Source organism: Solidesulfovibrio fructosivorans JJ] (genome assembly GCF_000179555.1).
Taxonomy (GTDB): domain Bacteria; phylum Desulfobacterota; class Desulfovibrionia; order Desulfovibrionales; family Desulfovibrionaceae; genus Solidesulfovibrio; species Solidesulfovibrio fructosivorans.
Genome location: NZ_AECZ01000044.1, coordinates 1 through 26,096, shown reverse-complemented (window position 1 = coordinate 26,096; position 26,096 = coordinate 1). Strand labels below are relative to the sequence as shown.

At 66.4% G+C, this 26,096-nt stretch carries 22 protein-coding genes; 12 read left to right on the top strand and 10 right to left on the bottom strand.

Annotation, left to right across the window (positions count from 1 at the left end):
• Positions 1–125: 125 nt before the first annotated feature.
• A complete protein-coding gene (locus DESFRDRAFT_RS18920) occupies positions 126–1,205 on the bottom strand; it encodes a YeiH family protein (RefSeq protein ID WP_005996661.1) in 1,080 nt (359 codons plus the stop codon).
• Between the two features lie 120 nt (positions 1,206–1,325).
• On the opposite strand from DESFRDRAFT_RS18920, the gene DESFRDRAFT_RS18915 reads away from it, so the two are divergent.
• Positions 1,326–2,270, top strand: a complete 945-nt coding sequence (locus DESFRDRAFT_RS18915; RefSeq protein ID WP_005996659.1) for a LysR substrate-binding domain-containing protein — start codon at positions 1,326–1,328, stop codon at positions 2,268–2,270.
• A gap of 141 nt (positions 2,271–2,411) precedes the next feature.
• Here DESFRDRAFT_RS18915 and DESFRDRAFT_RS18910 read toward each other — a convergent pair whose 3' ends face one another.
• On the bottom strand, positions 2,412–3,545 hold the full coding sequence (locus tag DESFRDRAFT_RS18910) for a twin-arginine translocation signal domain-containing protein (RefSeq protein WP_005996657.1): 1,134 nt from the start codon (positions 3,543–3,545) through the stop codon (positions 2,412–2,414).
• A gap of 222 nt (positions 3,546–3,767) precedes the next feature.
• Between DESFRDRAFT_RS18910 and DESFRDRAFT_RS18905 the strand changes: the two genes are divergently transcribed.
• The 3 genes from DESFRDRAFT_RS18905 (at position 3,768) to DESFRDRAFT_RS18895 (ending at position 6,352) form a co-directional block, all read left to right on the top strand.
• On the top strand, positions 3,768–4,157 hold the full coding sequence (locus DESFRDRAFT_RS18905) for a hypothetical protein (protein WP_005996655.1): 390 nt from the start codon (positions 3,768–3,770) through the stop codon (positions 4,155–4,157).
• A 294-nt stretch (positions 4,158–4,451) separates the two neighbouring features.
• Positions 4,452–5,558, top strand: coding sequence for an SPASM domain-containing protein (locus DESFRDRAFT_RS18900; RefSeq protein WP_005996653.1), 1,107 nt, complete (start codon positions 4,452–4,454; stop codon positions 5,556–5,558).
• A complete protein-coding gene (locus tag DESFRDRAFT_RS18895; protein ID WP_043795338.1) occupies positions 5,549–6,352 on the top strand; it encodes an SDR family oxidoreductase in 804 nt (267 codons plus the stop codon). The genes DESFRDRAFT_RS18900 and DESFRDRAFT_RS18895 overlap by 10 nt, the downstream gene beginning before the upstream one ends.
• A gap of 92 nt (positions 6,353–6,444) precedes the next feature.
• Here DESFRDRAFT_RS18895 and DESFRDRAFT_RS18890 read toward each other — a convergent pair whose 3' ends face one another.
• On the bottom strand, positions 6,445–6,780 hold the full coding sequence (locus DESFRDRAFT_RS18890) for a zinc-ribbon domain-containing protein (protein ID WP_005996648.1): 336 nt from the start codon (positions 6,778–6,780) through the stop codon (positions 6,445–6,447).
• 88 nt (positions 6,781–6,868) lie between these two features.
• On the opposite strand from DESFRDRAFT_RS18890, the gene DESFRDRAFT_RS18885 reads away from it, so the two are divergent.
• The gene (locus DESFRDRAFT_RS18885) at positions 6,869–7,066 is read left to right on the top strand and encodes a ferredoxin (RefSeq protein WP_005996647.1); all 198 of its coding nucleotides are present in this window, start codon (positions 6,869–6,871) and stop codon (positions 7,064–7,066) included.
• A 21-nt stretch (positions 7,067–7,087) separates the two neighbouring features.
• On the opposite strand, the gene DESFRDRAFT_RS18880 is transcribed toward DESFRDRAFT_RS18885, so the two are convergent.
• Together DESFRDRAFT_RS18880 and DESFRDRAFT_RS18875 are read right to left on the bottom strand one after the other, a co-directional pair.
• A complete protein-coding gene (locus tag DESFRDRAFT_RS18880; protein ID WP_005996646.1) occupies positions 7,088–8,491 on the bottom strand; it encodes a sigma-54-dependent transcriptional regulator in 1,404 nt (467 codons plus the stop codon).
• Between the two features lie 361 nt (positions 8,492–8,852).
• Positions 8,853–10,925 (bottom strand): elongation factor G, encoded by a 2,073-nt coding sequence (locus tag DESFRDRAFT_RS18875; protein WP_005996645.1) that lies wholly within the window; start codon positions 10,923–10,925, stop codon positions 8,853–8,855.
• Positions 10,926–11,340: 415 nt separating this feature from the next.
• Here DESFRDRAFT_RS18875 and DESFRDRAFT_RS18870 point away from each other — a divergent pair, with 415 nt between their 5' ends.
• From DESFRDRAFT_RS18870 to DESFRDRAFT_RS18850, 5 genes are all read left to right on the top strand, one after another.
• Positions 11,341–12,336, top strand: coding sequence for a hypothetical protein (locus DESFRDRAFT_RS18870; RefSeq protein ID WP_005996644.1), 996 nt, complete (start codon positions 11,341–11,343; stop codon positions 12,334–12,336).
• Positions 12,333–13,457, top strand: coding sequence for an SPL family radical SAM protein (locus tag DESFRDRAFT_RS18865; RefSeq protein ID WP_005996643.1), 1,125 nt, complete (start codon positions 12,333–12,335; stop codon positions 13,455–13,457). The genes DESFRDRAFT_RS18870 and DESFRDRAFT_RS18865 overlap by 4 nt, the downstream gene beginning before the upstream one ends.
• Positions 13,430–13,927 carry a hypothetical protein gene (locus tag DESFRDRAFT_RS18860; protein WP_005996642.1) on the top strand — a complete coding sequence of 166 codons (498 nt, stop codon included), beginning with the start codon at positions 13,430–13,432 and terminating at the stop codon, positions 13,925–13,927. The genes DESFRDRAFT_RS18865 and DESFRDRAFT_RS18860 overlap by 28 nt, the downstream gene beginning before the upstream one ends.
• A gap of 143 nt (positions 13,928–14,070) precedes the next feature.
• Entirely contained in the window at positions 14,071–14,544 is a 474-nt protein-coding gene (locus DESFRDRAFT_RS18855; protein ID WP_005996641.1) for a DUF3859 domain-containing protein, read from the top strand.
• Between the two features lie 296 nt (positions 14,545–14,840).
• The gene (locus tag DESFRDRAFT_RS18850) at positions 14,841–15,155 is read left to right on the top strand and encodes an EF-hand domain-containing protein (protein ID WP_005996640.1); all 315 of its coding nucleotides are present in this window, start codon (positions 14,841–14,843) and stop codon (positions 15,153–15,155) included.
• A gap of 196 nt (positions 15,156–15,351) precedes the next feature.
• Here the strand turns inward: DESFRDRAFT_RS18850 and DESFRDRAFT_RS18845 are convergent, their stop codons facing one another.
• Genes DESFRDRAFT_RS18845 through DESFRDRAFT_RS18825 form a run of 5 tightly spaced genes read right to left on the bottom strand, consistent with a single transcriptional unit; the run spans position 15,352 to position 24,162 of the window.
• On the bottom strand, positions 15,352–16,413 hold the full coding sequence (locus DESFRDRAFT_RS18845; protein WP_005996639.1) for a radical SAM protein: 1,062 nt from the start codon (positions 16,411–16,413) through the stop codon (positions 15,352–15,354).
• 5 nt (positions 16,414–16,418) lie between these two features.
• Positions 16,419–17,777, bottom strand: a complete 1,359-nt coding sequence (locus DESFRDRAFT_RS18840) for a protoporphyrinogen/coproporphyrinogen oxidase (protein WP_005996636.1) — start codon at positions 17,775–17,777, stop codon at positions 16,419–16,421.
• Entirely contained in the window at positions 17,774–20,680 is a 2,907-nt protein-coding gene (locus DESFRDRAFT_RS18835) for a glycosyltransferase family 39 protein (protein WP_005996634.1), read from the bottom strand. The genes DESFRDRAFT_RS18840 and DESFRDRAFT_RS18835 overlap by 4 nt, the downstream gene beginning before the upstream one ends.
• Before the next feature lie 54 nt (positions 20,681–20,734).
• Complete coding sequence (locus tag DESFRDRAFT_RS18830; RefSeq protein ID WP_005996632.1) at positions 20,735–23,902, bottom strand: glycosyltransferase family 39 protein; 3,168 nt, start codon at positions 23,900–23,902, stop codon at positions 20,735–20,737.
• Positions 23,899–24,162 carry a hypothetical protein gene (locus DESFRDRAFT_RS18825; protein ID WP_005996631.1) on the bottom strand — a complete coding sequence of 88 codons (264 nt, stop codon included), beginning with the start codon at positions 24,160–24,162 and terminating at the stop codon, positions 23,899–23,901. The genes DESFRDRAFT_RS18830 and DESFRDRAFT_RS18825 overlap by 4 nt, the downstream gene beginning before the upstream one ends.
• Before the next feature lie 81 nt (positions 24,163–24,243).
• Here DESFRDRAFT_RS18825 and DESFRDRAFT_RS22600 point away from each other — a divergent pair, with 81 nt between their 5' ends.
• Positions 24,244–24,627, top strand: coding sequence for a hypothetical protein (locus DESFRDRAFT_RS22600; RefSeq protein ID WP_158306985.1), 384 nt, complete (start codon positions 24,244–24,246; stop codon positions 24,625–24,627).
• Positions 24,578–26,059 (top strand): B12-binding domain-containing radical SAM protein, encoded by a 1,482-nt coding sequence (locus DESFRDRAFT_RS18820; protein WP_005996629.1) that lies wholly within the window; start codon positions 24,578–24,580, stop codon positions 26,057–26,059. The genes DESFRDRAFT_RS22600 and DESFRDRAFT_RS18820 overlap by 50 nt, the downstream gene beginning before the upstream one ends.
• Positions 26,060–26,096 lie beyond the last annotated feature (37 nt).

Sequence of the window (26,096 nt, the reverse complement as noted above, 5' to 3'; positions counted from 1 at the left end):
CTTACGATTACAGGTGATGTAACGCTATCACTCTGTAACCGCCAAAAGTCTTTGGAAAGGGGGTCCGGGGGAAACCTTTCTTCAGAAAGGTTTCCCCCCGGTCTCTTTTCCGCGCCTTTTCCCGTTTACCCCCCGATGCCCACGATGGCCCGGGTGACGGCGTAGCCGCCCGCGGCCAGCCAGACGAACAACAGCCCGGCCAGGACGAACGGCTTGGGGCCGACCAGCCGCACCTTCGACCAGCTCGTTTCCATGCCCAGGGCGCACATGGCCATGGTCAAAAGGAAGATGTCCAGGTCGTTGATGCGCGAAACGGCTTTCGGCGGCACGATGCCCAGGGAGTTGATCCCGATGCAGGCGATGAAAAGCAGTGCGAACCAGGGGAAGCTGCGCAGGTTGTGCCCGCGTTTGGCGCGGCTGGCCTTGGCGGCATCCGCATGCCCGTCCTTGTCCGGGAACCGCGCGACCCACACGCCGAGGAGCACGAGCAGCGGGGCGATGAGCATGACCCGCAGCATCTTGGTGATGACCGCCGTGTCGCCGGCGACCGAAGACACCGCCCGTCCGGCCGCCACGGCATGGGCCACCTCGTGGATGGTGCCGCCGACGAACATGCCGTAGCCGCGCTGGGTCAGGTCCAGCAGGCCGTGGTTGTACAGCGCCGGATAGACGAACATGGCCAGCGTGCCGAAAACGACCACCGTGCCCACGGCGATGCTGCTTTCATGGGACTTCGCCTTGACCACGGGTTCCACGGCCAGGACCGCCGCAGCGCCGCACACGGCGCTGCCCGCCGCCGTCAGCATGGCCAGCCGGCGCGGCATGCCGAAAACCTTGGTCCCGAGCAGCGTGCCGCCGAGAAAAGTGGTGGTGAGCATGATCGCGCCCACGGCGAACCCGTCCAGACCCACCCTGGCCAGGTCCTGGAAGGTGAGGCGGAATCCGTAGAGCACGATGGCCGCGCGCAAAAGCCCCCGCGACGAGTAGAGCACGCCCGGCAGCCAGTTGGCCGGCAGATGCCCCCGCAGGGTGTTGCCGTAACTTATGCCCAAGGCGATGCCGACGATAAGCGGACTGAGCCCCAGTGATGCGACATAGCCCCATTGCGACAGTTGCCAGGCGGTGCTGGCGAATAACGCCACAAAGAGAAGGCCGTTTAAAAGATGGACGGTTTTTTCATTGAAGACGGCGGACGTGGATTGCATACGGCGACAGGCTCCTGTTTCCATGCGTTACTTCGGACGAAGCCTGTCTACTGCGCCGGTCGGACCCATTCAAACGGATAATGCTTGTTCTTTTGACAAGCAAATCTTATCGAATCCGCCATGACGCTACGACATCTGGAAATTTTTTTGGCCTTGGCCGCGACGCCGCACATGCGCGACGTCGCGGCGCGGCTCTTCGTGTCCCAGGCCGCCGTGTCGAGCGCCCTGCGCGATTTCGAGGCGGAACTCGGCGTGACGCTTTTCGACCGCATCGGCCGGGGCATCCGCCTCAACGAGAAGGGACGGCTGCTCGAAAGCCGGCTGGCGCCGCTTTTTTCCCAGCTCACCGATATCTTCGGCTACGTAGCCCGCGACAGCATGGCCGGACATGTCCGCGTCGGCGCGTCCACCACCCTGGCCGATTATGTGCTGCCGCAGATCCTCTATGACTTCCAGACGCGCTACGAGCACGTCGCCATCACCTGCGAGTCGGGCAACACCGCCGACATCGTCCAGCACATCGAGGCCGGAAGCCTGGATATCGGATTCGTGGAAGGCGACGTGCGCAGCCTGCTCGTCCGCGCCGCGCCGCTTTTGCGGGAACGGCTGGTGGTGGTCACTTCCGACCGCCATCTGGCCGCCGCCGGTCCCCAGCCCATGGCCAGACTCATGGGCCGGCGGTGGCTCATGCGCGAACAGGGTTCGGGCACGCGGGAAACCTTTCTGTCCCGCCTTTTTCCCCTGGATCTGCGGCCCGAACTGTTCCTCGAATTCGACAACAACGATTCCATCAAGGCGGTGCTCGAAAATCCCGACACCCTGGCCTGCCTGTCGCCCCTGGTGGTGGCCCGGGAACTGGCCTCGGGCGAGCTTTTCGCCGTCCCCATCGCGGACGTCGCCTTCGAGCGGGTGTTCTCGCGTGTCATGCACCGGGACCGCATCGCCTCGCCGTTGCTCGACGCCGTCAGCACGGCCGTCAACAACCGGCTGCAAGCGCACCAATCGGAGGCGGGGGGGGAGAAGGAGGAGGATGGGAAGCGTGTGCGAGAGGGGGACCCTTTTTGAAAAAAGGGTCCCCCTCTCGCGCTCTCCCCTCCCAAAAACTTCTAACGGTGACGGACTGTTATCGTTAAAAGTCTTTGGAAAGGGGGTCCGGGGGGAGAACCTTTCTGCAAGAAAGGTTTCCCCCCGGCTTCTTCGCATCCCTCACACCGGCTTGACGATGGCGGCCACGGCGTCGGCCAGGGCGTCTTTGCCCGAGGCGCTGTAGGCCGCGTAGAGTCCCATCATGGTGCCGTGGGCGAACACGTAGTTGCGAAACTGGTTGAAAGCCTTGGAGTCGGCGTCCGCGATGCCGTAGCGTTCCTTGGCCAGTTGGCCGAGGGCGGCGGTCGTCCATTTGCCCGCCGGCACGGTCAGCACCCAGTCGTGGTCGCCCAGGTGGCACACGAATCCTTCCATGCGACGGGGCACGGGCAGCGTCTTGCCGTCCGGGCCGAGCAGCCCGGCCTTGACCGGGTCCACGCCGGCCAGGATCGCCGCCGCCGTGATCCAGCCCACCACGTCGGCCTCGTCCTTGGCGTCGCCGGGATGGTTGTGGGCGCAGGCCTGGGCCACCACCATTTGCGGCGGCAGGCCGCGCACGATGGATTCGGCCACGGAAAGCACGTGGTGTTCGCCCGTGCCGGCCAGGGATTGCTCCTTGCGGGACGCCCCGTCCTCGGCCCAGACGAAGACCCAGGGCTTGTGCAGGTCGTGGAGCATCTGCGACACCACCGTCGTGTCCCGGTCGAGGGTCAGACCGTAGTTTTTCACGTAGCCGTCGTGGATGCCGAGCGTATTGCGCATGTTGCCGGCGGTGTGCACGACCAGGCCGCCGGGAAAGGCGTGGTGGCTGGTGTAGCCGCTGCCCGGGGCGCTCTTGAAGGGCTGCGCGGCCTTGGACGGATCGGCGACCGGGGGCAGCATGCCGGCCACGGTCTGGCCCTTGAGGAAGCCTTTGGCCTCCAGTTCCTGGTGGACCGAGGTCCGGGTTTTGGGATCGGCCAGGCGATCGGCCAGGGTGGGGGCGGGGTTGTCGAGAATGGCCCGCACCTTTTGCCGCACGGCCGGGTCCTTGATGGACGCTGCCACTTCGCCCAGGTATTTCCAGTCCCGGTCGACAATGGCCGAGCTTTCGGCCATGGCCAGGGGGGACATGGCCAGGCAGGCGTCCAGGGCGACAGGCTGGGCCGGGGCCTGGGCCCCGGCCTTTTGGGGAAATGCGCCGGCAACGGCGAGCATGCCGCAGGCGGCCGCGCCAAGCTCGAGAAATTTTCTGCGATCGAGTCCTGACTTCATGATAAAGCCTCCAGAGTTTTCCGGCGTTATCCATGGTTGTCGTTACCGTGGGGTAGACCCGGGGAGACGATTGGGCGACAAGGAGACCGTGCGGGCTGTGTCGGCCACTAAAGGAAAACGGGCCGGTGCCGATGGGAACCGGGAAAGGGCGGTACGCGTTGCGTCCCTTGAAGAGTACGTCTTTTCGAGGGCGTTTTACGAAAATTCGCTTGGGAGGCGCGCATGAAACGGCTGGCGGTGACGGCGCTCTTGCTGGCGTTCCTTGGCGTTGCGGGGGCCGTGCGCCCGGCCGCGGCGTTCAACGAAGAGGCGGTGCTGGCCTGCGCCTTCCGGCAGGCGCTGGCCATTTTGACCTGCAAGAACCCGCAAAATTACGAGTTTATCGGCGTGCGCGAGGGCGTCTATATTTTCAATTCGTTTTTCGCCAAGGGATTCGCGGAGTTCTACGTCCAGATGAACGGCGATATGGCGATTTTTTCCAGCCGCGTCTGGCATGGCCGCATGTCCTCGGGCCGCGTCGTGCGCGACATGGCCGCCGGTTGCATCACCGTGGTCGTGGACCCCTTGCCCTGTTCCAAGACCACGGTGGCCCGCTGCTGCGGCAGCCCCTAGTGTCGCGTTCTCGAAATTCGTGCATACGAATTTTGAGAATAATATATTTAAATAATTATTTTTTAGAGAACGCCACACGAGTGGCTGTGCGGGGCTTGCCGCAAGATGGCCTCTGCCCCACGCGGCGGCCCGGCGGCCAAAGCATGGCCTCTGTCACGCGCCGTACGCCGTTTCGGGCCGAACCGTTCATGCGGGCCCGCACGGGGATGCTCCCGGCTGCTGCTTGCACCTCCTTGGAGGCGGCGGCGCCGGATGACGTAACCCGCCTCCGCGCCGGGGAAGGGATGTTTTTTTATGTATGATACCCGTTTTTTCATGAACAGTTACGATCTGAAGCGGGAGATCCTCAAGGGACGCCATGTCGGGACGGCCGCCACGGACATCTATGAAAAGCTGAATGCCTGTCTTTCCCCAAGGCCATGCGTCTTCAATATCGAGACCACAAGCTATTGCAATATGCGCTGCGTGATGTGCCAGCGGACCACCGATATGACGCGCAAACCGCGGCACATGGACATGAAGACGTTTTCCCGGGTGGCGGATCAGCTATCGCCCATGAGCGACGCCGAAAAGGCCCAGTGGCGCGCTTTTGTGGAGCGTCGTCTCCTCACGGGGGCGGAGACGACGGAAAACACCTTTTACTTCGACATCGTCTCGCAGTCCGTCACGTTGCACGGCTTTGGCGAACCCTTGCTGGACCCGCTGCTGCCCCAACGCGTGGCCTTGCTCAGCCAGCGTTCCATACCCAGTTATTTTTCGTGCAACCCCTGCAATATAGAGCTGGATTTCATCGAAGAGCTTTTCGACGCGGGCATTGGCTACATCAAGTTCGCCATGGATAGCCTCGACGACGCCGAAGCCCGGCGGATCCGTGGCGGTCCCGCCGATTTCAGCCGTTCGTATGAAAACATCCTCAAGGTGCTCGAACTCAAGAAACGCAAGGGCGCTTCAACCGTTATCGTCATGACGATGCTCGATTTCTGCGGCGAGTTCGGCCAGACGTCCCAAGCCGCCCGTTTCCTGGAGCTTTGGCGGGACAAAGGCGTCTATGCCTACGTCAAAACCGTTGACAATAAATGGCTGCTGCAGCGCAAAGGCGAAACGGATAAAAGCCGGGGCGAAAACAAGAGCCACTACTGCGCCCAGTACTGCGAGTACCCCTGGACATCCCTGACCGTGTTGGCGGACGGCTCCGTGGTGCCCTGTACCCAGGACATCAACGGCTCCCACATCTTCGGCAACGTCAACGACGCCCCCCTGGCGGGAATCTGGAACAACCGCGAAATGAGACAGTTCAGAATGGCGCAGATAACCGGTGAGTTTCCCGACGATTTCATGTGTCACGCGCGTTGCGACTATCCCATCCTCGCGTATCACCTCGGGGCAAAGCCATGGGCATGATCACGGATCTTTTTTCGTTGCGGGACCAGGTCGTCGTTCTCACCGGGGGCAGCGGGCTCATCGGCCGGGAAGTGGTCAAACAGCTTCCGCAAAGCGGCTGCCAGCTCGTGGTCGGCGTGCGCGATACCGACCGTTTCAAGGCCCAGCTTGCGACCAACAGCTATCCCGAAGACATCGCGCGTCCCGTCTGCCTGCCCCTGGATGTGGCCGCCCCGGAGTCCGTCAAGGCGTTTTTCCGGGCGCTCTGGGAAAAATACGGCCGGCTCGACGCCCTCATCAACAACGCCTGGCCGCGCACCGCCGACTGGCAGGCCAAATTCGAGGACGTCACGCCCGAAAGCCTGTACAAGAATTTGTGCGACCACGCCGGCGGCTTTTTCCTTTGCTGCCAAAGCGCCGCCGAATACATGAAAGGCCAGCGACGCGGGGCCATCGTCAACATGGGCTCCATTTACGGCGAGGTGGGGCCGCATTTCCCCATTTACGAGGGCACGGACATGACCTGTGCCGGAGCCTATCCGCTCATCAAGGGCGGCATCCATACCTTCACCAAATACCTGGCCACCTATCTGGCGCCCTGGAACATCCGGGTGAACTGCATAAGCCCGGGCGGCGTGGCGGACGACACCCACCAGCACACCGCGTTCCAGCGGCGCTACATCGCCCAAACACCGCTTGGCCGCATGGGCAGGCCTTCTGATTTCGTCGGTCCCATGCTGTTTTTCCTGGCTCCGGCCTCCGGGTACGTCACGGGAGCCAGACTGCAGGTGGACGGCGGCTGGACTGCTTGGTGAGCCAGAGGAAACGTAAGACGCGTCGCGCCTGAAGCGCGCTCGAAGGCATGGGGCGGGCGTGGAGGGAGGCTGTGTTTTTCGGGCGGGCCGGGTTACAGTCGGCGCAGCCAGGCCGCCAGGGCGCAGATCGCCAGTATGGGATAGAGCGGCCAGAACATGCCCGAGTAGACATACCAGGCCACGCCGGCCACGAGCAGGGTCCCGTAGGCGCAGGCCTCGATGTAGCGGCCAAGCCCCCTGCCGGTCCTGGCCCAACCCTGGAAATCGAGCAGCCGGGAGGTGCCGTTTCCCCGGGCCGCGCCGCCGGTGTCTTCGGACCCGTCCGGCTCAAGCGCGCCGGATTGGTGCCCGGACTGGAGCTTGTGTCCGCAGACCGGACAGAAACGTTGGTTGTCGGGGATATTGGCCCCGCATTTGTTGCATCGCATGCCAGCCCGCAAGCCCCCGATTTGGCGAAATCTGCCGTGAGCATAGATGGAAAACCCGCATCGCGCCACTGAAACCGAGGTACTCCCCATGGACACGTCCCCGCACGGCTACAGCGTCAACCCCGTCTGCTGTAACGGTTGCGGCGCTTGCGCCGCCATGGTCCCGGAATTGTTCGAAATGGACGAGGAGGCCGAAAAGCCTGTCGTCCTTCTGGCCGAAGCGCCGGCGGAAGACATCGAGCGGGCCATGGGCATCTGCCCCCACGACTGCATCGAAATGGATTGAGCCGGGCGGGAAGGGACGCGGCTAGGCCCGGGTCGGCAGATTGTACTTGCGGAAAAGGTCGTAGAGGCGCGAAGGTGACAGGCCGCTTAAACGCGAGGCCCGGGCCACGTTGCCGCCGGCGGCGGTCAGCAGGTCTTGCAGATAGCTTTGCTCGGCCGCGTCCAGGGCTTGGCGGCGATACTCCTTCCAGGGCGGCACGGCCGGCGCTTGCGATTCTTCCTGGTGGGCCTGCCCGTTCGTTTCGGCCGCGCCTCCGGCGTTGAGCACCTGGATGCGGATCTCGTCGGGCAGGTGCTTGGGATAGAGCACCGGCTCGGTGCGATGCTGCAAGAGCGCCCGCTCCATGGTGCTGCACAGTTCCCGCACGTTGCCCGGCCAGCTGTAGGCGGCCAGGGCCTGGAAAAATTCCTCGGCAAAGCCCTTGGTCGGCAGGCGGTAGCGTTCGCACAGCCGGTTCATGTAGTGGATGGCCAGGGGCTTGACGTCTTCCACGCGGTTTCGAAGCGGGGGCAGGGTGATGACGATGGTGCGCAGCCGGTAGAGCAGGTCCTCGCGGAACATTCCCCCGGCGGCCATGACGCCGAGGTCCCGGTTGGTGGCGGCCACCAGCCGGAAATCGCTTTGCAGCTCGTTTTTGGAGCCCACGGGCCGGAAGCGGCCGTCCTGGAGCACGCGCAGAAACGTTTTCTGGATGCCGGGAGAGAGCTCGCCGATCTCGTCGAGAAAAAGCGTGCCCCCGTCGGCCAGCTTGAAAAGCCCGTCGCGGTCCCGGTCCGCTCCGGTAAAAGCGCCTTTGACGTGGCCGAACAGCACGCTTTCCACCAGCGTCTCGGGCAGGGCGGCGCAGTCCACCACCACGAAATTGTTGTTGCCGCGCGGGGAATTGACGTGGATGGCCCGGGCGAAAAGCTCCTTGCCCGTGCCCGTCTCGCCCGTGACCAGCACCGAAGCGTCGGAATCGGCGGCCTGGGCCACCATGTCCAGACAGGCCTCCATGGCCGGGCCCACGCCGATGATGGCCTCGCGCTTGAGCACCGCCCGGGGACGCCTCGCCGCCTTCTGGGCCCGGTATTCCAGCGCCCGGGTCAGGGGCAGGGTGACGCGGTTGGGCGTGAGCGGCTTCTGGATGTAGTCCCAGGCCCCGGACTTGATGGCCAGCGCCGCGCCCTCGGGGTCCTCCTGGCCGGTGACGATGATGATTTCGGGCGCGCCCGGCGCGGTGCGCAGCTCGGCCATGATGTCCAGCCCATAACCGTCCGGCAGCCGCAAATCGAGCAACACCACGTCGAAACGGCCATGCACCAGCGCCCGCCGGCCCTCGTCCAAAGACCCGGCCCAGGTGAAGGCATGGCCGAGCCGGCGCATCAGCGCCCCGATCGTCTCCTTGAGGATGGCGTCGTCGTCTATAAGAAGAATGTGAGCCATAGGTGGTGAGGTGGTAAGGGGAGATGAGGAACCGGGGGCGGGAACCTTTTTTTGCAAAAAAAGATTCCCGCCCCCGGACCCCCACCCTCCAAAAAAACTCTTAAAGGGGTGTCTCCCTCGTCCCTAATTTGTCTTTCCATGCGGCGCTTCGCCGCTGGCGCATCTTGTCGCCGCGATCGCGTCCGGCGTCGGGGCGCGGAGCGCCGCGTGCCGCCGGGCCGATTGCGGCGACAAACATTCGAGCCTCCACTCGCCATCCCGGCCCGGTAAAGGGGGGACCGGGGGGCATCAAGCCCCCCGGCGGGTCCAGGGCGGCGCCCTGGCGAAGGGGGCGCGGGGGAGGCGGCGCCTCCCCCGCCTCTTACGCTTCCTTCTTTTTGCCCTCCGCGATCACCTTGTCGGCAATCGGCGGCGGGCATTCCTCGTAGTGGTCGAAGGCCATGGTGAACGCGCCCTGGCCGGCGGTCGTGGAACTGAGCGCCTTGGCGTATTCCTGCATCTCGGCCATGGGCACGTGGGCCTGGATTTCGGTGATGCCGCCGGTGGAATCCGAACCCAGCACCTTGCCCCGCCGGCTGGACAGGTCGCCGATGATGTCGCCCATGTATTCGTCCGGGCAGCTCACCGACACCAGCACGATGGGTTCGAGCAGCGATATCTTGAGCTTTTCGCAGGCGGCCTTGAAGGCGATGGACCCCGCGATTTTAAAGGCCATTTCCGAAGAGTCAACCGTGTGGAAGGTGCCGTCGTAGAGCGTCACCTTGAAGTCCACCATGGGGTAGCCGGCCAGGTAGCCGCGCGCGGCGGATTCCTGCACGCCCTTGTCCACGGCCGGGATGTACTGGCGCGGGATGGCCCCGCCGACGATGGCGTCCACGAAGGCGTAGCCGCCGCCGCGCGGCTGGCCTTCCATACGGATCCAGCAGTCGCCGAACTGGCCGCGGCCGCCGGTCTGTTTCTTGTGCCGCCCCTGCACCTCGACCTTGCCCTTGACCGACTCGCGGTAGGGGATTTTCGGGGCCTTGAGCACCGGGCTCACCTTGAAGCGGCGGCGGGCCTTTTCCACGGCGTTTTCCAGATGGGTCTGGCCCATGCCGGAAAGCAGGATGTCGCCGGTTTCCTCGTCGCGGGTGATGGAGAGCGTGATGTCCTCGTCGAGGAGCTTGGACATGGCCGCGAAGACCTTGTCCTCGTCGCCCTTTTCGGCCGGGGCCAGGGCGTAGGAGATCATGGGCGGCGGCAGGACCGGCGCTTCGATGGTCACCGGCTTTTTGGGGTCGCACAGGGTGTTGCCGGTGGCGGTGTCCTTGAGCTTGGCCAGGGCCACGATGGCCCCGGGGCCGGCCGGCTCCTTGGAGATGGTGGTGTCCTTGCCGAGCGGCAAAAGAAGCTGGCCGGCGCGCTCCAGGGTGTCCGTGGCCGTGTTTTGCAGGTCCATGTTGGTGGAAAGGGTGCCGGTGAGCACGCGGGTCATGGAGAGCTGGCCGGCGAAGGGGTCGAAGAGCGTCTTGAAGACGAAGGCCACCACCGGGCCGGATTCGGACACGGGGATTTCCGCGCCGTCGGCGGTGACGATGGACTTGGCCCCGGCGGCGCTTTCCATGGGCCCGGGCAGGAAGTTCTGGACGGCGGCCAGCAGGCGCTCGCCGCCCATGTTCCTCAGCGCCGAGCCGCAGCACACCGGGCACAACTGGCCCGAGAGCGTGGCCATGTGCACGGTGGCGAGCAGCTCCTCGGTGGAAATCTCCTCGCCCTCGAGGTAGCGCTCCATGAGCTGCTCGTCGGCCACGGCGATTTCCTCGACCATGGTCTCGCGCAGCGTCTCCACTTCCTCGGCCATGTCGTCGGGAATGGCGGTTTCGGCCGCGCCGCCCTTGTCGTCGAAAATGTAGGCCTTGCCTTCCAGGACGTTGATCACGCCCTTGAAGTCTTCCTTGGCCCCGATGGGCAGGTTCTGGACGTAGGTCTTGACGCCGAGCTTTTCGCGGATGCCGGAAAGGGCCAGGTCGAAATCGGCCCGGTCGCGGTCCATCTTGTTGATGAAAAAGACGGCGGGCAGGCCGAGCTTGGCCACCTCGCCCCAGAGTTTCCTGGTCAGCGGCTTGACGCCGTCCACGGCGTCGACCACGAAGACCACGCCGTCCACGGCCCGCAGCAGGTAGGGCAGGTCGCCGTTGAAGCTGCCGTCGCCGGGAACGTCCAGGAGAAAGTGCCGGTTTTTGTTGTACTGGTAGGTGGCGAGGCCGGGCTGGGTGCTGCCCCGGCGCTTGACTTCCTCGGGCTCGTAGTCGAGCGCCGTGGTGCCTTCCTCGATCTTGCCAAGGCGCGCCACCGCTCCGGTCGTGAAGAGGAGCATTTCGGCCACCGAGGTTTTGCCGCATCCGCCGTGGCCGATCAGGGCGTAGGTGCGTTGGCTGGCAAGGTTTTCCGACATTCCCTTCTCCCTTGTTGACGCGTTCGGTAACTCCCGGGAGGCCGACAGGGGGTCGGATGGCCCGGGTTTGCCCGGGTCCGCCCCGGGTTTCCCCCGTGGCCCCCTCCCAGGTACCCTCAGACGCTCGACGCGTCCGCGCGCCGGTTTTCCGGCTGGCGGACGCAGGGTTGTCACGATGGCGCGGACGAAACCGCGGGCGCGGATTTCGAGGACGCGACACTATCGCATGCCGCCTTGGGCGCGGCCGGGTGACGTTGCTTTAAGGAAGAGAAAGACCGGTCAGGAAATCCGGGCTTTTTAGGCCCTTGGCTTTTCCCCGAGTTTGGGCATAGTGGGGCAGGGGTCACCCCCTTGTCAAGGCGACAACACCCTGAAATCATGAACTCTACGGAAAAACCGTAATAAAAACGACACCGTGCAGCCACTCTTTTTACACCCGCGCGACCTGGATATCGCCGCGCCGCACCTGTTTTGGGCCGCGCCTCCCGACGCGGCGCTCGTGACGTCCCTGGAGCGCTTCGGCCAGATGACGCCCGCCCTGGTCCTCGACGCCGGGGGCCGGCCGGTGCTGGCCGCCGGGACGCGCCGGGCGGCGGCCCTGCGCGCGATACGGGGCCGTCCTCTGGCCGCCATGGCCCTCGCGCCGGAGGATATGGAGCCCGATCTGGCCGAACTTTCCCCGGAACTGCGCCTGGGCGTGCTCTATCTCGGCTCCAACCTTGGCCGCGCCGTGACCGACGCCATGCTCGTCGCGGCCGCGCGCTATTTCACGGTCCACGGCTCGGTGGACGATTTCATGGCCCTGGCCGGGCCGCAGCTTTTCGGCGAGGGCGGCGGCCGGGCCCGGCAGGTGGCGCATTGGCTTTCGCTGCCGGCCTCCTGCGACGCGCTTTTGGCGGCGGGCAACGTGCCGCTCGGGTGCGCCGCGACGCTTGCCGCCTGCGACGCCGCGACGCTTGCCGCGCTGACGCCGCTTTTGGGGGCCATGCGCTGGTCGCGGGGAACGCTTGTAAACGCCCTGTCCTTTCTGACCGAGGCGGCGGCGCTTTCGGGCGAGACGCCCGGGGCGCTCCTTTCGCGTTGCGGCGTGCTGGAGCTGCCGGAGCGGGGTCTTTCCCCAAACGACTTGGCGGCCGGGGTGCTGGCCGGGCTGCGCCGCCTGCGCTACCCCGCCACGACCACCCTGGAGGCCCGTTTCGCCGCCCTTTCCCGGGAGCTGACCCCGGGCGGCAGCCGGGTGCGCCTGCGCCCCAGCCAGGGCTTCGAGGCCGACGCCGTCACGGTGGAGGTGGTGGTGCGCTCCCCGGCCGAGATGGAAAAGGCCGCCGCCGATCTGGGGGCCATGGCCGCCTCGCCGCGCCTGCCGGGGCTCTTGACGGTGGCCCGGGCCGACGACGGAGACGCGGCGTGAGCCCTTCTCCCTGGGACATCACCTGCCTGGCCGTGGACGCCGCCGTCGCCGGCACGGCCATGGCCGCCCGGGCGCGGGCCCATCTGCCGGACGCGGCCAAGGTGGTCCTGGCTCCGGGCGAGGCGCTGCCCGAAGCGCCGGGCGGCGGCCGGGTGCTGCACATAAAGGCCCACAAGGGGCGGTTTTTGCGGCCCTGTCCGGCCACGCGCAATTACCGCTGCTGCGGCTACCAGATCGTGCACATCGGCGAGAACTGCCCCATGGACTGCTCGTACTGCATCCTGCGGGCCTATTTCCGCGACCGCACCCTCACCGCCTTCGCCAACACCGAGGCCATGTTCGACGAGCTGGGCCGCGCTTTCGGCCACGACCGCACGCGGCGGTTCCGGGTCGGCACCGGCCAGTTCGCCGATTCGCTGGCCCTCGAGTCCATCACCGGCCACACGCGGGAGCTGCTCGGCTTTCTGGCCGACTTCGACAACGTGGTGCTGGAGCTCAAATCCAAGACCGTGGATCTCATCTGGATGGAGGCCGACCCCAGGCCCGACCGGGTGCTGCCGGCCTGGTCGTTTAATGCCCCGGACATCGTGGCCGGGCAGGAACGCGACACGGCCCCGCTGGAAGCCCGTCTGGCCGCCGCCAGGACTTGCGTGGCGGCCGGGTTTCGCGTCTGCCTGCATTTCGACCCCATTTGCTTCTACCCGGGCTGGGAAGCGGGCTACGGCGCGGCCGTGGACATGATTTTCGATTACCTGCGCCCGGCGGACATCGCCTACATGAGCCTGGGCTCGTTTCGCTGCCTGCCCGAGCTGCCGGGACGCCTTACCGGGGAGGGGCGCGATGTGCCGGCCTACATGATCGGGGAGTTTTCGCTCGGCGCGGACGGCAAAAAGCGGCTGTTGCGGCCGCTTCGCGTGCGCCAGTTCCGGTTCATGGCCGACAGGCTGGCCAGGTACGGCTTTTCCCGGGGCCTGTATTTTTGTATGGAATCGGACGAGGTCTGGCGTGAGGTCTTCGGATGTACCACCAGGAGCCTGGGCGGGCTTTACGCCCATCTGCTCGATGCGGCCTACAACCGCGAAGGAGAGCCCGCATGCTCGTCGATTACGCGGAAACCCTGACCCGGCTGGAAATGGGACTTGGCCGGCACTATGCCGCCGCGCCTTCCATCCTCAACGTGCCGGGCGTGTCGGCGGCGCTCAAGCTCGACCCGTTCTACTATCTGGCGCTGCGGCCGCTTTTTTGCGAGCTGCTCGGCAAATGGGCGGGCGTGCCGCCGTCGCGGGTCGAGGAAACCCTCGCCCGCACGGGAAACCTGGTGCTCGGACCCGGCCGCGCGCGCTATCCCCGGCCTCTGGTCGTTTTCGAGGAGGGGACCGGCGTGGCGCTGCGGCTGGTGGCCGATTTCGTGCCGGCGGAATGCATCGACCGGGCCGTTATGGTCTATGGACAGGAACCCGGGCCGCTGCCCGTCTCGGGCCTGCGGCTGGCGATCGAACAAAAACCGGCCCTGGACGCCTTTTTCGCGGGCATGACCCCGCTGGCCGACCTGGCGTTCGGCGAACCGCCGCTTCGCAGCGTGCCGGCGTAGGGGCGCTTACGGCGCGTCCTTCGTTTTTCGGGGACGCGATGCAAGGGGGGCCGGCCCGGCTTCCCTTGACACCGGCCGCCCGAGGGGTCATGTGGGCCATTATTAAGAACATGCGGCCGGGGTGAGGCCGTGGAGGGACACGCGTGAAACGTTTGCTTGTGATATTGCCGATCTTGTGCCTGCTTCTGGCTTCCTGCTCCTCGACGCTGAACTTCTTCGGCTTCGGCGGCAAGGAGGAAAAACAACAGGAGCCCTCCATCGTTTTGGTGGATTACGGCATTTACGATGCGAACGGGGCGCTCACGACCGCAACCAATTCCGTGCCGCGCAAGCTCGGCACCACGTTCGGCATGCGCTTTAAGACGCTCAAGCCCGAAGGCGGCACCTCCAAGGTCAAGATCATCACCGCCTCGCCGGGCATCATCGACCCGGCCCAGAACAAGGTGGTTTTCAACAACGAAACCACCGTCGACGTGGTGACGGGCAAGGAATACAACTGCACCTTCACCTTCGAGAAGGAATGGGAGATGGCCAGCGGCGACTGGACGCTCACCGCCGTGGCCGAAGACGGCTCCTCCATCAAGAAGACCTTCCAGGTTTTCAATCCGCAACAATAGCGCGAACCGCGACAGCGGTTCGGTGAACGGAACGTGCGAGAGGGGGACCCTTTTTGAAAAAAGGGTCCCCCTCTCGCGCTCTCCCCTCCCCAAAACTTTTTTCCCTTTTACGCCTGCCGCAAAGGGAATCGCCTTGGCCGGGACTGGACGGTGCTGGCCGTTGTATGAAACATGTGGTGGATCGGAAAAAGCGTCCCGGCGCGGCCGTGTGCGGCGAAGACGTCTCGCGGTTGCCAGGGCGCCGGCCCGCAGGAGCCCCTTGGGGCGAAACCGGCAACACCAGCAAGGAGCGGGAAATGGTGCGTTACGTGATGGGGATTCTGGCGATCGTGGCCCTGATCGCCGCGCTTGGCGGCTGCGCCAAGAAGCAGTCGCAGCAGCATCCCAAGGGCTACGCGACCATGGACGAAGTGTACCTCAAGTACGACGTCAACAAGGACGGCGTGATCACCAAGGACGAGTTCGTGGCCCAGTGGAAGGACAAGCAAAAGGCCGAAAACGCCTGGAAGAAACTGGACGTGAAAAACAACGGCTTCGTCGACCGCGTGCTCAATAACGACGCGCCGGTCTCCGTCTGGAACGACGTGGAGAGCCAGAACACGCCCTACTAGCGATACGATTGGAAGAGAACGTGCGAGAGGGGGACCCTTTTTGGAAAAAGGGTCCCCCTCTCGCGCTCTCCCCTCCCCAAAACTTTTAAAGGTGCCAGCCTGGTTGCGGCTAACAACTTGTAACCGTTAAAGTCTTTTGAAGGGGGGCCGGGGAGAAACTTTTCGTAAGACAAAGTTTCCCCCCGGGTTCTTCCTCCTACCCTCTGGGTAACCGCGTGACCGGGCAGCGGCCGCAGACGATGCCGGGGCGCAGGTCGTTGCGGCTCGGATCGGCCAGGAGCGCTCGGGCCGCCTGGTATTTGGCGTTGTTCCAGACGTCCCGGAAGGGCGTTTCGAGCACGTTGCCGAAATCCACCGACAGGTCGCGCGGATCGCGGCAGCAGGGGATCAGCCCGCCGTCCCAGTTGACGTAGGCCGAGCGGTACAGCCACGAGCAGCCCGGCGAGGCCTCGGCGTCGTGGCTGAAGGTCTGGCGCGGAAAGCGGCTGGAGAACCATTCGTCCGGGGCGTCGGCCGGGAAAAAGGGCTTGATGAAGCGCACCTGGTCCACGCCGAGCTTTTTGGCTTTGTCCTTGGCTGTTTCGATCTCGTGCTCGTTGAATCCCGTCACGCAGTATTGCCAGTCGATGAAGGGCGTTTGCGATCCGGCCGCCCGCTTGGCGTCGATGACCGCCCGCAGGTTTTCCAGGGCCAGTTCCGGGTTGCCGCCGCGCATGAACCGGTTGCTGGTCTCCTGCGACACGCCGTGGCAGGAAAAGATGAGCACTTCCAGGCCAGAGGCCACGATGCGCCGGGGCAGGTCCGGATCGCGGTGGTTGAGGTTGGAGGAGACGCCCACGCCGATGTTGCGGTCCGTGGCCAGCCGGATCATTTCCAGGGTTTCAGGGAAAAGGAACGGCTCGCCGAAGCCGTACAGGTTGATCTTGAAGAGGTAGTCCCCCACGGCGTCGAGCAGGCCGCGAAACTGGTCGGCGCTCATGCGGCCGAAGGGGCGTTCACCGGGCGCGGGGGCGCGGCGGTCGTCGTAGCAGTAGGCGCAGCGCAGGTTGCAGATGTTGGTGGTCTCGATCTTGAGAATATAGGGCATGGAATCGAGCACCGTGCGCTTTTGCAGCCTGTTGCGCTCGGCCTTGCAAAAATTCCACAGCCGTTTGGCCGTGGCGTGGCGCAAGAAGGCCTGGGCATGGCGCTTGAGGATTTTGAGGCGTTCGGAAGCGCCCGCCCCCTTGGTGGCCAGGGCGGAATCGAGCAGTCCCATGGTGGTCAGGCTCCGGGTTGGGGTTCGGTTCCAAGCAGGTGATCCGCCATCTTGAGCCCCTGGGTGACGGCGGCCGGGGTCAGGCAGAAGTAGAAGCCGCCCTGCCGGCCCACGGCGTGGGCGTTGGCGATGCCCCGCACCGGGGTGGTCGCCGCCTCCAGATTCCTTTCATAGTCGAGGGGATAGACCGGCATGGCCGCCGGCAGGGTGACGACGCGGGCCTCGCGCAGGGCCTGGGGCGGGTAGAGCCCCGCATGGGCCACGTCGGCCACGGCCCGGGAAAGCGTTTCGGTTTCGCTCGGTACGTCCCCGTCGCCCGTGGCCACGTTGATCTCCAGGCACAGGCCCTCGCGGTCGGCCGGCCCCAGCTCCCGGAAGATGGATTCCGGATAGTAGAAGCGGTTGGCCAGCATGGCCGGGTCCGGGTGGTAGGTATAGACATAGGGCCGGTGGACCCGTTTCGCGCGGTTGTAGGTCAAAAGCGCCAGGCGCATGGTGATGGTGGGGAGTATGGGGACCGCGCGCTCTTCCAGGGCGCTGTTGAGGGCGTTTAAGGGCGCGGTCCAGACCAGGTGCCGGCAGGGAATGCGCCGTTCGGGCAAAAGAACGGCCGTTATGCGGTCGCCCTGGCGTTCGAGGGCGATGTCGGCCGCGCCGGTCACGATTTCGCCGCCGCTTTTCCTGATGCGCTCCGCCAGCAGGCGCGGCACGTCGCCAAGGCCGCCCCGGGGATAGGTGTAGCGCTGGCGCAGCCGGCCAAGGGCGGCCAGCACGGCCCCGGCCTTGCCCCGGCGCAGGAACGGCTCCTTGGCGTTGTCAATGGTGCGGTCCACCCGGGCCAGCCAGTGGTGGTGCAGTTCGGCCGGGTTCATGAGGGCCTTTTTGGCGAACAGGTCCCGGAAGAGGAGCCCGTAGAGCCCCGGGCCGCATTTTTCCGCCAGCTCCAGGGAAGCGGGGATGGGCTCCGGGGGCGGCGCGCCCCGGCGTTTGAGGGCGGCGCGCAGGGCTTCGAGCTTGTAGCGGGTGGGATAACGCAGAAAATCGAAGTGGTTGGGAAATTTCCAATAGCGCCCGCCGGCGTGGATGGCGAAGGCGAAGGGGTGGCGGATGACGGGCGCGCCGTCGAGGACCTCGCGCAAGAACGCCTCGCCGCGCCCCGGATGGTCGAGGAAAAGCACATGGGGGCCGAGGTCGAATACCACGCCGTCCAGGGACGCGGAGCGCAACAGGCCGCCGGCCTCTGATTCGCGTTCGAGCACGACCACCGGCCATCCGGCCGCGGTCAGTTTGGCGGCGCAGGCAAGCCCGGCCACGCCGCCGCCGACAATGACGACGGGGGGGGACGCGGGGGGGGCGGTGCTCATGGCGCACCAATCGCGCTGTCGCTAAGGGGCATCGGCAAGGCTACCACGCCGTCCGCCTCCGGGCAATCGGCCCGAAGCGGTGTGCGGCCGGGCGGCAGGGAAAGCGCGGGCAGGCTCCCTGTATCCAGGGACAGCGACAGGGCCATGGGCGTCTCCGGGGAGGACCACAGCTGGGCCGCGTCGCCGGAAAGAGTGAAGCGCAGGCGCAGCGTGCCCGTAAATCCCCCGAGGTCCGCCGTGACGGTCCGGCCGACGCCGAGCCCTTCCCAGCGGCCCGTGCCGGAGCTTGCAAGCGCGTCGAGGGGCTGAAAGGTTTTGCCGTCTGTGGAATAGGCGGCCTGGACGCCATTTTTGCCGGCCGCGTCGGCGAAAACCCGGGGAAACCAGGCCAGGCGCAACGTCCGCGCCGGATACCCCGTGACCAGGGCGTAGGTGACCGCGCAGGGTTTGCCGTCCGGGCAGGTCAGGACCGGCTCCTTGGGCAGGCGCGTGACGCGGTCCGCGACGTCGGCCATGGCCGGATCGTAGCCGTCCGGGGTGAAAAGCGGGTTTAGTGCGACCTCGCCCCGGTCCCGGGCGGCCAAGGTCGCGACGATTTTTTTGCCGGTAAGCGGAACCTGGAAGGTCGTGTCCCCCACGGTCAGGTGCGGCCCCTGGGGCGAGCCGCCAAGCTTCCAGACGTTGACCGGGATGGGCAGGCTGCCGGGATTGACCAGAACGAGCGGCTTGCCCGCCGCCAGCCGGCCGTAATCCGGGGAGACGGCCGGGTCCACGTAGGTCGTGTCGCCAATCACCGCGACGGGCGCGGTTCCGGCGTCCCGCGCCTGGGACGCCGGCAGGGTCATAAGCGGCCGGCGGTCGGGATAGAGGGCGTCCTTTTCGTACGGCACGACGAGCGTGTTGGCGGCCAGCCGTTTCTTTTCTTCCGTTTCCGGGGTGACGCCCGGATCCGGCCGGCCGCTTACGGCGGCGGCCAGGGCCAGACGCGTGACCTCCACGGTTTCGCGTCTGGGGCCGGGTTCGAGGATGAGCCGCACGTAGAGGGTGTCCCCGGGCGGCGGCAACGCCCCCGGATCGTAGGGGACGAGCTTGGCCGGGGACGGTCCGACCAGCACCATCACCCGGCCCGAAACCGGGATGCCGGGATAGCCGTGCACCCGGGCGTCCAGGGCCAGCCTTGTCAGGGCGATACGCTCCCCGGGCAGGGGGGCGAAGGCGTAGGTGACGCTGCCGGAGGCGGAACGATCGGCCGGCAGCAGCCCCTTTCGGTTCAAACGGACGTTCCGGCTGGACCGGATTTGGGCAAAAGCCTTGGGCAGGGTCTGCAGGTCGGTTTGGAAAAAGACCTGTCCCGAGGCGTTCGGCCGCAGGAGCAGCGGGGCGGCGTTTATGAGGGGCGCGCGGAAAACGCGCACCCGGGCGAGCGAACCGAGCGGGACCGCGCCGGGCGGCGGGGGCGGGGCGGTCTCGCCCTCGGGTTCGACCAGCAGGCATTGCCGGAAGTCGCTCCCTCCCTCGGGCAGGGGCGGCTCGAACACGCCGGGCAGGTACCAGCGCACGAAGGTGTCGAAGTAAAACCGGGTCCAGGGCGGGCTGTAGCCGGCGAAGTCGAGGGCCACGCCCGGTGCGGCCCTCTCGCGCAGAAACGCGGCCAGGGTCCGCAGCCGGCTGTCGTCGCGACGGTAGTAGAAGGGATAGACCGGCAGGCTCGGCGCGGCCAGGGCCAGACCCAGCAGCACGGGCAGGGCGAGGCGCAAGGCCTTGCCGGGAAGGTTTCGCGGCAGCCGGTCGCACAAGGCCGCCGGCAGCATGCCGGCCAGGATCAGGACCGGAAACAGGCAGGGCAGCACGTAGCGCGTCTGGAAATGGTGGGTGGCGTTGGCCTTGAACCAGACCGGCAGGAAAAGCGCCGCGAACCAGAGGACGGCGGCCACGGTCGCGAAGCGTCGCTCCCGCGTGCAAAGGCCCGCGACCAGCCCGAGCAGGGCCGGGCCGGCCAGCAGCCAGGGCAGCTCCGGCCGGCCGGTGAAGGCGGCGTACTGGCTGGAAAAGGCGGCGAATACACGCGACAGGGCCGCCCCGAGGGCCGGCCGATCGGGGGCGGCGGCGGCAAGAAGGTAGCCGCGCATGCCCGAGGTGGCGGCAAGCCAGGGCCAGAAAAGGAACAGTGCGGCCAGGCTGGCAAGAAGGCAGCCCAGGATCAGGCCGCGCCGGCGATGCGGCGCGGGTGGCCCGTCGCCCTCGTCGCTTCGGACGTCCGGGAACCGGGCCGGCCGGACCAGGGCCGGGAGCGTCAAAGCGAGGCCCGCCACAAGCCAGGTCCCGGCCAGATAGGACGTGTAAAGCCCGATGGCCAGGAACAAGCCGTAGAGCGCCCAGGCGGTAACCGTCCGCCGTTTCCCGTCGTTTTTCCCGAGGGCGCGCAGCAGCGCCCAGAGCGCGCCGAGGCTTGCGAACCCGTAAAAGGCGTAAAGACGCGTCTGCTGGCTGACGTCGACATGGTGCAGGTTCACGGCCAGGGCGGCGGCCGCGAAAATTCCCACCGCCTTGCCGCCGAGCCGGCGTCCGACGAGGTAGAGCAGGGGAACGCTGGCCGCGCCGGAAAGCGCCGCCGGGAGCCTGGCGAAAAAGTCGGTGTGGCCGAGGCCGATGGCCGCGTGGACCACGAGATAGTAAAGCGGCGGCTGGAAGTCGATATAGGGCGGATATTGCCAGCGGGCGGCGTCAAAGACCTTGCCCAGGGTCGGGGCAAGGCTTCGGGCCAGCGTCGTCAGCTCGTCGTAAAACGAGGCCGAGGGCGCGCCCAGGGCGTAAAGTCGCAGGGCCAGGGCGCAAAGCCCGAGCGCAAGCGCGATCCAGCCGGCGGCATCGGGCCGCAATGTCCCGGTTTTTTTTCCCGACATCACGTCAAAAGCGCATAGCACGGCCGGCCGTGAAGGGGAAACGGCTTTTGCCGCCTATTCCCCGGGCCAGACCCGCTCGATCCCCGGTTGGTTGGGATCGAAGGTCAGGCGCAGGTCGTTGTCCGGTGCGCCGCTGAGCCGAAGCGGCGTCTCTCCCGGCGTTATCCGCACGGGGGGCAGCGAGCGCGCGTCGAGGTCCGCCTCCACCATCATGCGGTCGATGGGCCGCGTCGGCGACCAGAATTCGGCGCTGGCATTGGCGAAAAGCGAAAAGCGCACCGTGACGAAGGTGGCCGGCTTGTCGAAGCGCAGCCGGGCGAAGCGCCGGGTGAACATGGGCGACCAGACGTTTTTTTCCATGCGGCGAAAATCGATCAACGTCCGGAACCGTTTGCCGTCCGTGGAAACCGAGACCCGGCAACTTCCCGGACTCCCGGGATCGCCGTAGAGCCGGGGATAGGTCATCAGCCGCAGTTCGGTCATGGGCAGGCCGGAGACGATGACGTAGTCGAAGGAGCAGACGGTGCCGGGGCGGCAGGTCACGCCGCCGGCATATTCCGGATAGGATGTGGAAGCCGCCATGTTGCGGAAATGGGCGTTGGGCGCGTCGGTGAAATCCGGCGGGTCGAAATTCGGGCTGAAGGCGAGGAGTCCCTTGCCGCTGGGCGTCAGGCGCAGCACCGACCCGGCCGGGGCCGAGACCGGGACGGCCAGACCGGTCGAACCGATGGTAAGCGTCGGCGCGTCGATCCTGCCCCATAACCAGGCCGTGCCCACCTCGAAAGGTTTTTTTTCGGCCACGTCCAGGACGGCGTGGGCTTTGGACCCGGAAAGGCGGGGCGCGTCGCCGTCCGGGCCAAGCGCCGGGTCGTGGACGATGACCGCCGGCGCGCCCGAGGCGTCGCGCAGCACATAGGCCGGGGCGAGATCCGGGTGGGCGGCGGTGAAGGCGGTCAGTGCGGCCGGGGAGCCCACGACCTCCCCTCCGGGCAGGCGCGCGGCCAGTTCGGGATGCTCCGGCGCGGCAAAAACGTAGGCGGTTTGGCCGAGGAGATGGCGGTCCGGCGCGTAGGCCGGCGCGGCGCAGTTTTTGGCCAGGTTGGCGGCGTAAAAGGCCAGGGGCTCGACCTGGGGCCGGTTTTTTTCGGGGAATTCCGCCGTCACGGCCAGTCCGGCCACGTTGAGAAAGCCCTCGCGCACGCCCGGCGCGTAGGTCACGCGCACGTAGACCGTGCCGGTGGCGGCAAAGGGCGTCAGATCCAGGCGGGCAACGGCTTCGCGGCATTCGTGGTAAAAGCCCATCTCCTCGAAAAAACGCCTTTTTTGCGTGCGCGGCGTGCCGTCGGGCATAAGGAAATCCGCGTGGGACAAGACGGCCAGGGGCGTAAATGTTTTGCCGTCGCCGCTTGCCGCGATGGAAAGGAGCGAATCCGCCGGCTTGTCGGGATGGCGTTTGTACAGCGCCGCGGCCACGCTTGCCCGCACGGTCGCCCCGGCGCTGCCCGGGGGCAGGTCGAAGCGCCACACGGCCATGGCCGGCTTTTCGTAGCGGGTCGGGCGCAGCAGGCCCACTTCCGTGTCCACGGTAAAATTGCGCGAGGCAAAGGCGTCGCGGTAATAGCGCCAATCGCGGAAATCGTCGCCGTAGGCGGCCTCGCCCTCGGCGTCCGGGGCCAGCAGCAGGGGCGCGCGGCGGGGCAGCCCGTCCAGGGCGACGCGGGTCTTGAAGATGCCGGTGCCCCAGGAGGCCAGCAGCGTGCCGCGCGGTTTGGCCCGCAGACGTTGGGACGGGGCGGTGAAGGTGTCCACGACCAGGGTGCGGCCGTAGCCCGGGCCGGAGAAGTCGCCCGGGCCGGGAAAACGCCCGGGCAGGTGCCACCCGGCGGCGAAGGTCTTGGTGTTTCGCTTATAGCCGGTAAACGTCAATCCGGTCCAGGTCACGGGCAAACGGCTTATGTAGCGAAACAGGTCCCGGTCGTTGGACAGGGTGCGGGAGGCGTCGTCGCGGATGCGGGTGAGCCCCGGTCCCATGGCCACGGCGCAAAGCGCGGTCGTGACGCACAAGGCCGTGGCGACGCGCGCCTTTTTCGCCACGTAGCCGGCCACAATGTCGGCCGTCGCGGCCGCGCCCGCGCCGGCGAAAACCGTCAGTCCCGGAAACAGGCTGATCAGGTGCCGCCAGGACACGATGGGCCGCAGGTCCGAGTGGCTGGAAAGTATGGCCAAGGCGGGGAAAAAACCGACGGCGGTCAGCAGCAGGACCGGCGCGCGCCGGCCGACCAGCAGGCCGAGAAGGGTCATGACGATAAGCAGCAGCGTGCTGACCAGCGGCACCACCGCGTGCTGGTAATAGAGTCCGTTGAGGACGTTGGTGAAAAACGTTCCGCCAAGGCCCTGCCAGGGATCGACCTGTGGATTGTCCAGAAACTCGCGCACGAACAGAAGCCCCGGGGCCAGGGGCAGCCAGACGAGCACGGCCGCGTCGGCGGCCATGAGGAACTGCCCCAGCCGCCAGTTGCGATCGGTTCCGCTGAAAACCCCCTTCCGGGCCGCATACAGGCCCAACACGCATAATCCTTCGGCCAAAAGCACCGGCACGCCCTGGTAGGCCGTGGTCAGCATGGCCGCCGTGGCCGCGGCGTATCCCGCCAGCCAGGCCGCACGCCGGGTACATTTCGCCTCCAGACAGCGCACGAGAAAATATACCGAAAAGGACAAGGCGCACAAAAACAGGGCATAGAGTTTGATGGCCCGGGAGAAATCCAGATGAAACAGGGACAACCCGGCCATGGCGGCGGCGGCCAGCCCGGCCTTGCGGCCGCCTGTGCGCGCGCCGAGCAGCCCGATGGCCACAATGGAAAGCATGCCGGCGATGATGGAAGGCACGCGGGCGGCCAGGGTGGTCTTGGACACGGCCAGGGCGGCGTGGACGAGCAGGTAGGACAGCGGCGGCTGGAAGTCGAAAATGGTGTCCGCCGGCCCCTGATATTGCTGGATGGCGATGAGCTGGGCCGGGGTCATCAACGCCCGGTCGAGGTTGAGGTAGTCGTCCTCCCACAGCTGGGGCGTGCCCACATTGTAAAGGCGCAAGGCCAGGGAGCCGGCCAGGATCAGGCCGAAAAGCAGCCAGAAAAGCCTGCGGGAAGGTTCGGCGGACGCATGGTCGGCGAAAACGGGCGGTGGGGGAGGATGCGTATGGCCGGCGGCACTGCCCGGATTCATCGGTTCTCCGTTTGAGTGGGGGCGCCAAAGCGGCTTTCGCCTTCCTTATGGCGTTTGCGATGGTAGCCCTTGATGCCGAGCAGGGGCAGCGCGCCTTTGGCGAAAAGGACCAGCTCACTTGCCCGCCGGACCCGCAGCATGCCGGCCGGATACAGGATATCCATGGGTGGAACCTCCCCGATATCCGTGGCTTCCAGGACCCAGCTGTCGTTGGTCTTGCCCACACTGGCGTCGGGAACGTTTAACAGCGGTACTTTCATGACGTGTTCCGGGCCGCCCGGGGGGAACGCGGGCCGACGGCGCAGTGTGGCCGCAGACGCGACCGATGGCAAGGGACGGTTATGGGTGAGGGAGCCTGTCCCGAGGCCGAGGGCGAGGTCTTCAACATCGGCCATGACGCGCCGTCGGATTTTCTCACCCTGGCCGAGACCATCGTGGACGTGGCCGGCACGGGAAAGCTTGCCTTCACGCCCTGTTCCGCCGAAAGAAAGGCCAGAAGCCCGGCGGCTTCCACACCGACATCGTCAAGATCCACCGTGTGGCCGGCCGCCGGCCGGCCGGCGGCGTTCCCTTCTTTCGAAAGGCCGTTTCGGTTGCGCGGGCCGGTTGCCCCAAAGCGCCCCTTCGCCTATCATGGCGCATGTTCCATCATCCGCCTCGGAGGCGCGCGCCATCATGACCCCCGCCATACCCGTGCTGGTTCTCAATCCCCCCTTTCTGCCTGATTTTTCCCGGCCCCAGCGTTCCCCGGCCGTCACCAAGTCCGGCACGCTGTATTTTCCGCTGTTCCTGGCCCAGGCCACGGCCCTGCTCGAGGCCGACGGCTACGACGTGGACTTGCTCGACGCCCCGGCCGCCGGACTCGACCTGCCGGCCGTCATCGCCCGGGCCGAGCGCCTGCGTCCGGTCCTGGCCGTCATCGACACCGCGACGCCGAGCATCGACGCCGACATTGCCGCCGCCGCCGCCTTGCGCCGCGTCCTGCCCGGGGTTTTCACGGTCCTGGTCGGGCCCCATGCCTCGGCCTTGCCGGAAGACGTGCTGACGAGCGTTCCCGGGGCTGTTTGCGCCGTGGCCCGGCGCGAATACGACGCCACGGTGCTGGAACTGGCCCGGGTGTTGGAAAGCGGCCCGGCGACCGAGGAGCGGCTGGCCAAAATCGAGGGCCTGAGCTTTGTCGACGAGTCCGGCGTGGCGGTCCACAATCCCGACCGGCCCTACATCGAGGACCTGGGAAAACTTCCGCCCGTGGCCCCGGTCTACAAGCGCCACCTGGACATCCGCCGCTATTTCAACCCCAATGCCAAGCCGCCCATGGTGACGCTTTCCACCTCGCGCGGCTGCCCGTTTCGCTGTTCGTTTTGCCTGCATCCCCAGACGCTGACCGGGCGCAAGGCCCGCTACCGGCCCATCGAGGACGTGCTCGACGAAGTGGCCTGGAGCCTGGAGCATTTTCCGGGCCTGCGCACGGTTTTTTTCGAGGACGACACGCTGACGGCCGACCGGGCGCGCTGCAAGGCCTTTTGCGCCGCCATCATGCGCCGGGGGCTGCGTTTCGAGTGGTCGGCCAACAGCCGGGCCGATCTGGCCCCCGATCTCCTCGCCGCCATGGGCCGGGCCGGTTGCGGGCAAGTGTGCGTGGGCTTCGAATCCGCCGATCCCACCGCCCTTACCTCCATGAAAAAAGGCCTTACGGCCGCACGCATGGAACGCTTCCGGGCTGACGCCAAGGCCGCCGGCATCAAGGTCCACGGCTGCTTCATCTTCGGTTTTCCGGGCGATACCCGCGAGTCCATCATGGCCACCATCGATTTCGCCATCAAACTGGCTCCGGACACGGCCCAGTTCTACCCGGTCATGGTCTACCCCGGCACCGAGGCCTACGCCGAATACGCCGCCCGGGGGCACATCACGGCCGAAACCTGGCGTGACTGGCTCACGCCCAAGGGCCTGCACAACTGCGTGGTGCGAAACGAGACCCTCGGGCCGCGCGAGCTGGTGCGGCTTTGCGATCTGGCCCGGCGCCGCTTCTACCTGCGGCCGTCCTTTCTGCTGAAGCGGGCCGTTTCCTCCCTGGTTTCACCGGGCGAGATGGCGCGAAACGTCCGGGCCGGCCGGGTGTTCGTGCGGCACCTTTTGCGCGGCTCGCAGGTGTAGCCCTGGCGGTGCCCTCTTCGGCGTTCGCAAAAAAAAA

Bases quoted from the DNA above. Each gene is read 5' to 3' on its own strand.
- DESFRDRAFT_RS18920 (WP_005996661.1), bottom strand. From the start codon at position 1,205: ATGCAATCCACGTCCGCCGTCTTCAATGAAAAAACCGTCCATCTTTTA.
- DESFRDRAFT_RS18915 (WP_005996659.1), top strand. From the start codon at position 1,326: ATGACGCTACGACATCTGGAAATTTTTTTGGCCTTGGCCGCGACGCCG.
- DESFRDRAFT_RS18910 (WP_005996657.1), bottom strand. From the start codon at position 3,545: ATGAAGTCAGGACTCGATCGCAGAAAATTTCTCGAGCTTGGCGCGGCC.
- DESFRDRAFT_RS18905 (WP_005996655.1), top strand. From the start codon at position 3,768: ATGAAACGGCTGGCGGTGACGGCGCTCTTGCTGGCGTTCCTTGGCGTT.
- DESFRDRAFT_RS18900 (WP_005996653.1), top strand. From the start codon at position 4,452: ATGTATGATACCCGTTTTTTCATGAACAGTTACGATCTGAAGCGGGAG.
- DESFRDRAFT_RS18895 (WP_043795338.1), top strand. From the start codon at position 5,549: ATGGGCATGATCACGGATCTTTTTTCGTTGCGGGACCAGGTCGTCGTT.
- DESFRDRAFT_RS18890 (WP_005996648.1), bottom strand. From the start codon at position 6,780: ATGCGATGCAACAAATGCGGGGCCAATATCCCCGACAACCAACGTTTC.
- DESFRDRAFT_RS18885 (WP_005996647.1), top strand. From the start codon at position 6,869: ATGGACACGTCCCCGCACGGCTACAGCGTCAACCCCGTCTGCTGTAAC.
- DESFRDRAFT_RS18880 (WP_005996646.1), bottom strand. From the start codon at position 8,491: ATGGCTCACATTCTTCTTATAGACGACGACGCCATCCTCAAGGAGACG.
- DESFRDRAFT_RS18875 (WP_005996645.1), bottom strand. From the start codon at position 10,925: ATGTCGGAAAACCTTGCCAGCCAACGCACCTACGCCCTGATCGGCCAC.
- DESFRDRAFT_RS18860 (WP_005996642.1), top strand. From the start codon at position 13,430: ATGCTCGTCGATTACGCGGAAACCCTGACCCGGCTGGAAATGGGACTT.
- DESFRDRAFT_RS18850 (WP_005996640.1), top strand. From the start codon at position 14,841: ATGGTGCGTTACGTGATGGGGATTCTGGCGATCGTGGCCCTGATCGCC.
- DESFRDRAFT_RS18845 (WP_005996639.1), bottom strand. From the start codon at position 16,413: ATGGGACTGCTCGATTCCGCCCTGGCCACCAAGGGGGCGGGCGCTTCC.
- DESFRDRAFT_RS18840 (WP_005996636.1), bottom strand. From the start codon at position 17,777: ATGAGCACCGCCCCCCCCGCGTCCCCCCCCGTCGTCATTGTCGGCGGC.
- DESFRDRAFT_RS18835 (WP_005996634.1), bottom strand. From the start codon at position 20,680: ATGTCGGGAAAAAAAACCGGGACATTGCGGCCCGATGCCGCCGGCTGG.
- DESFRDRAFT_RS18830 (WP_005996632.1), bottom strand. From the start codon at position 23,902: ATGAATCCGGGCAGTGCCGCCGGCCATACGCATCCTCCCCCACCGCCC.
- DESFRDRAFT_RS18825 (WP_005996631.1), bottom strand. From the start codon at position 24,162: ATGAAAGTACCGCTGTTAAACGTTCCCGACGCCAGTGTGGGCAAGACC.
- DESFRDRAFT_RS22600 (WP_158306985.1), top strand. From the start codon at position 24,244: ATGGGTGAGGGAGCCTGTCCCGAGGCCGAGGGCGAGGTCTTCAACATC.
- DESFRDRAFT_RS18820 (WP_005996629.1), top strand. From the start codon at position 24,578: ATGACCCCCGCCATACCCGTGCTGGTTCTCAATCCCCCCTTTCTGCCT.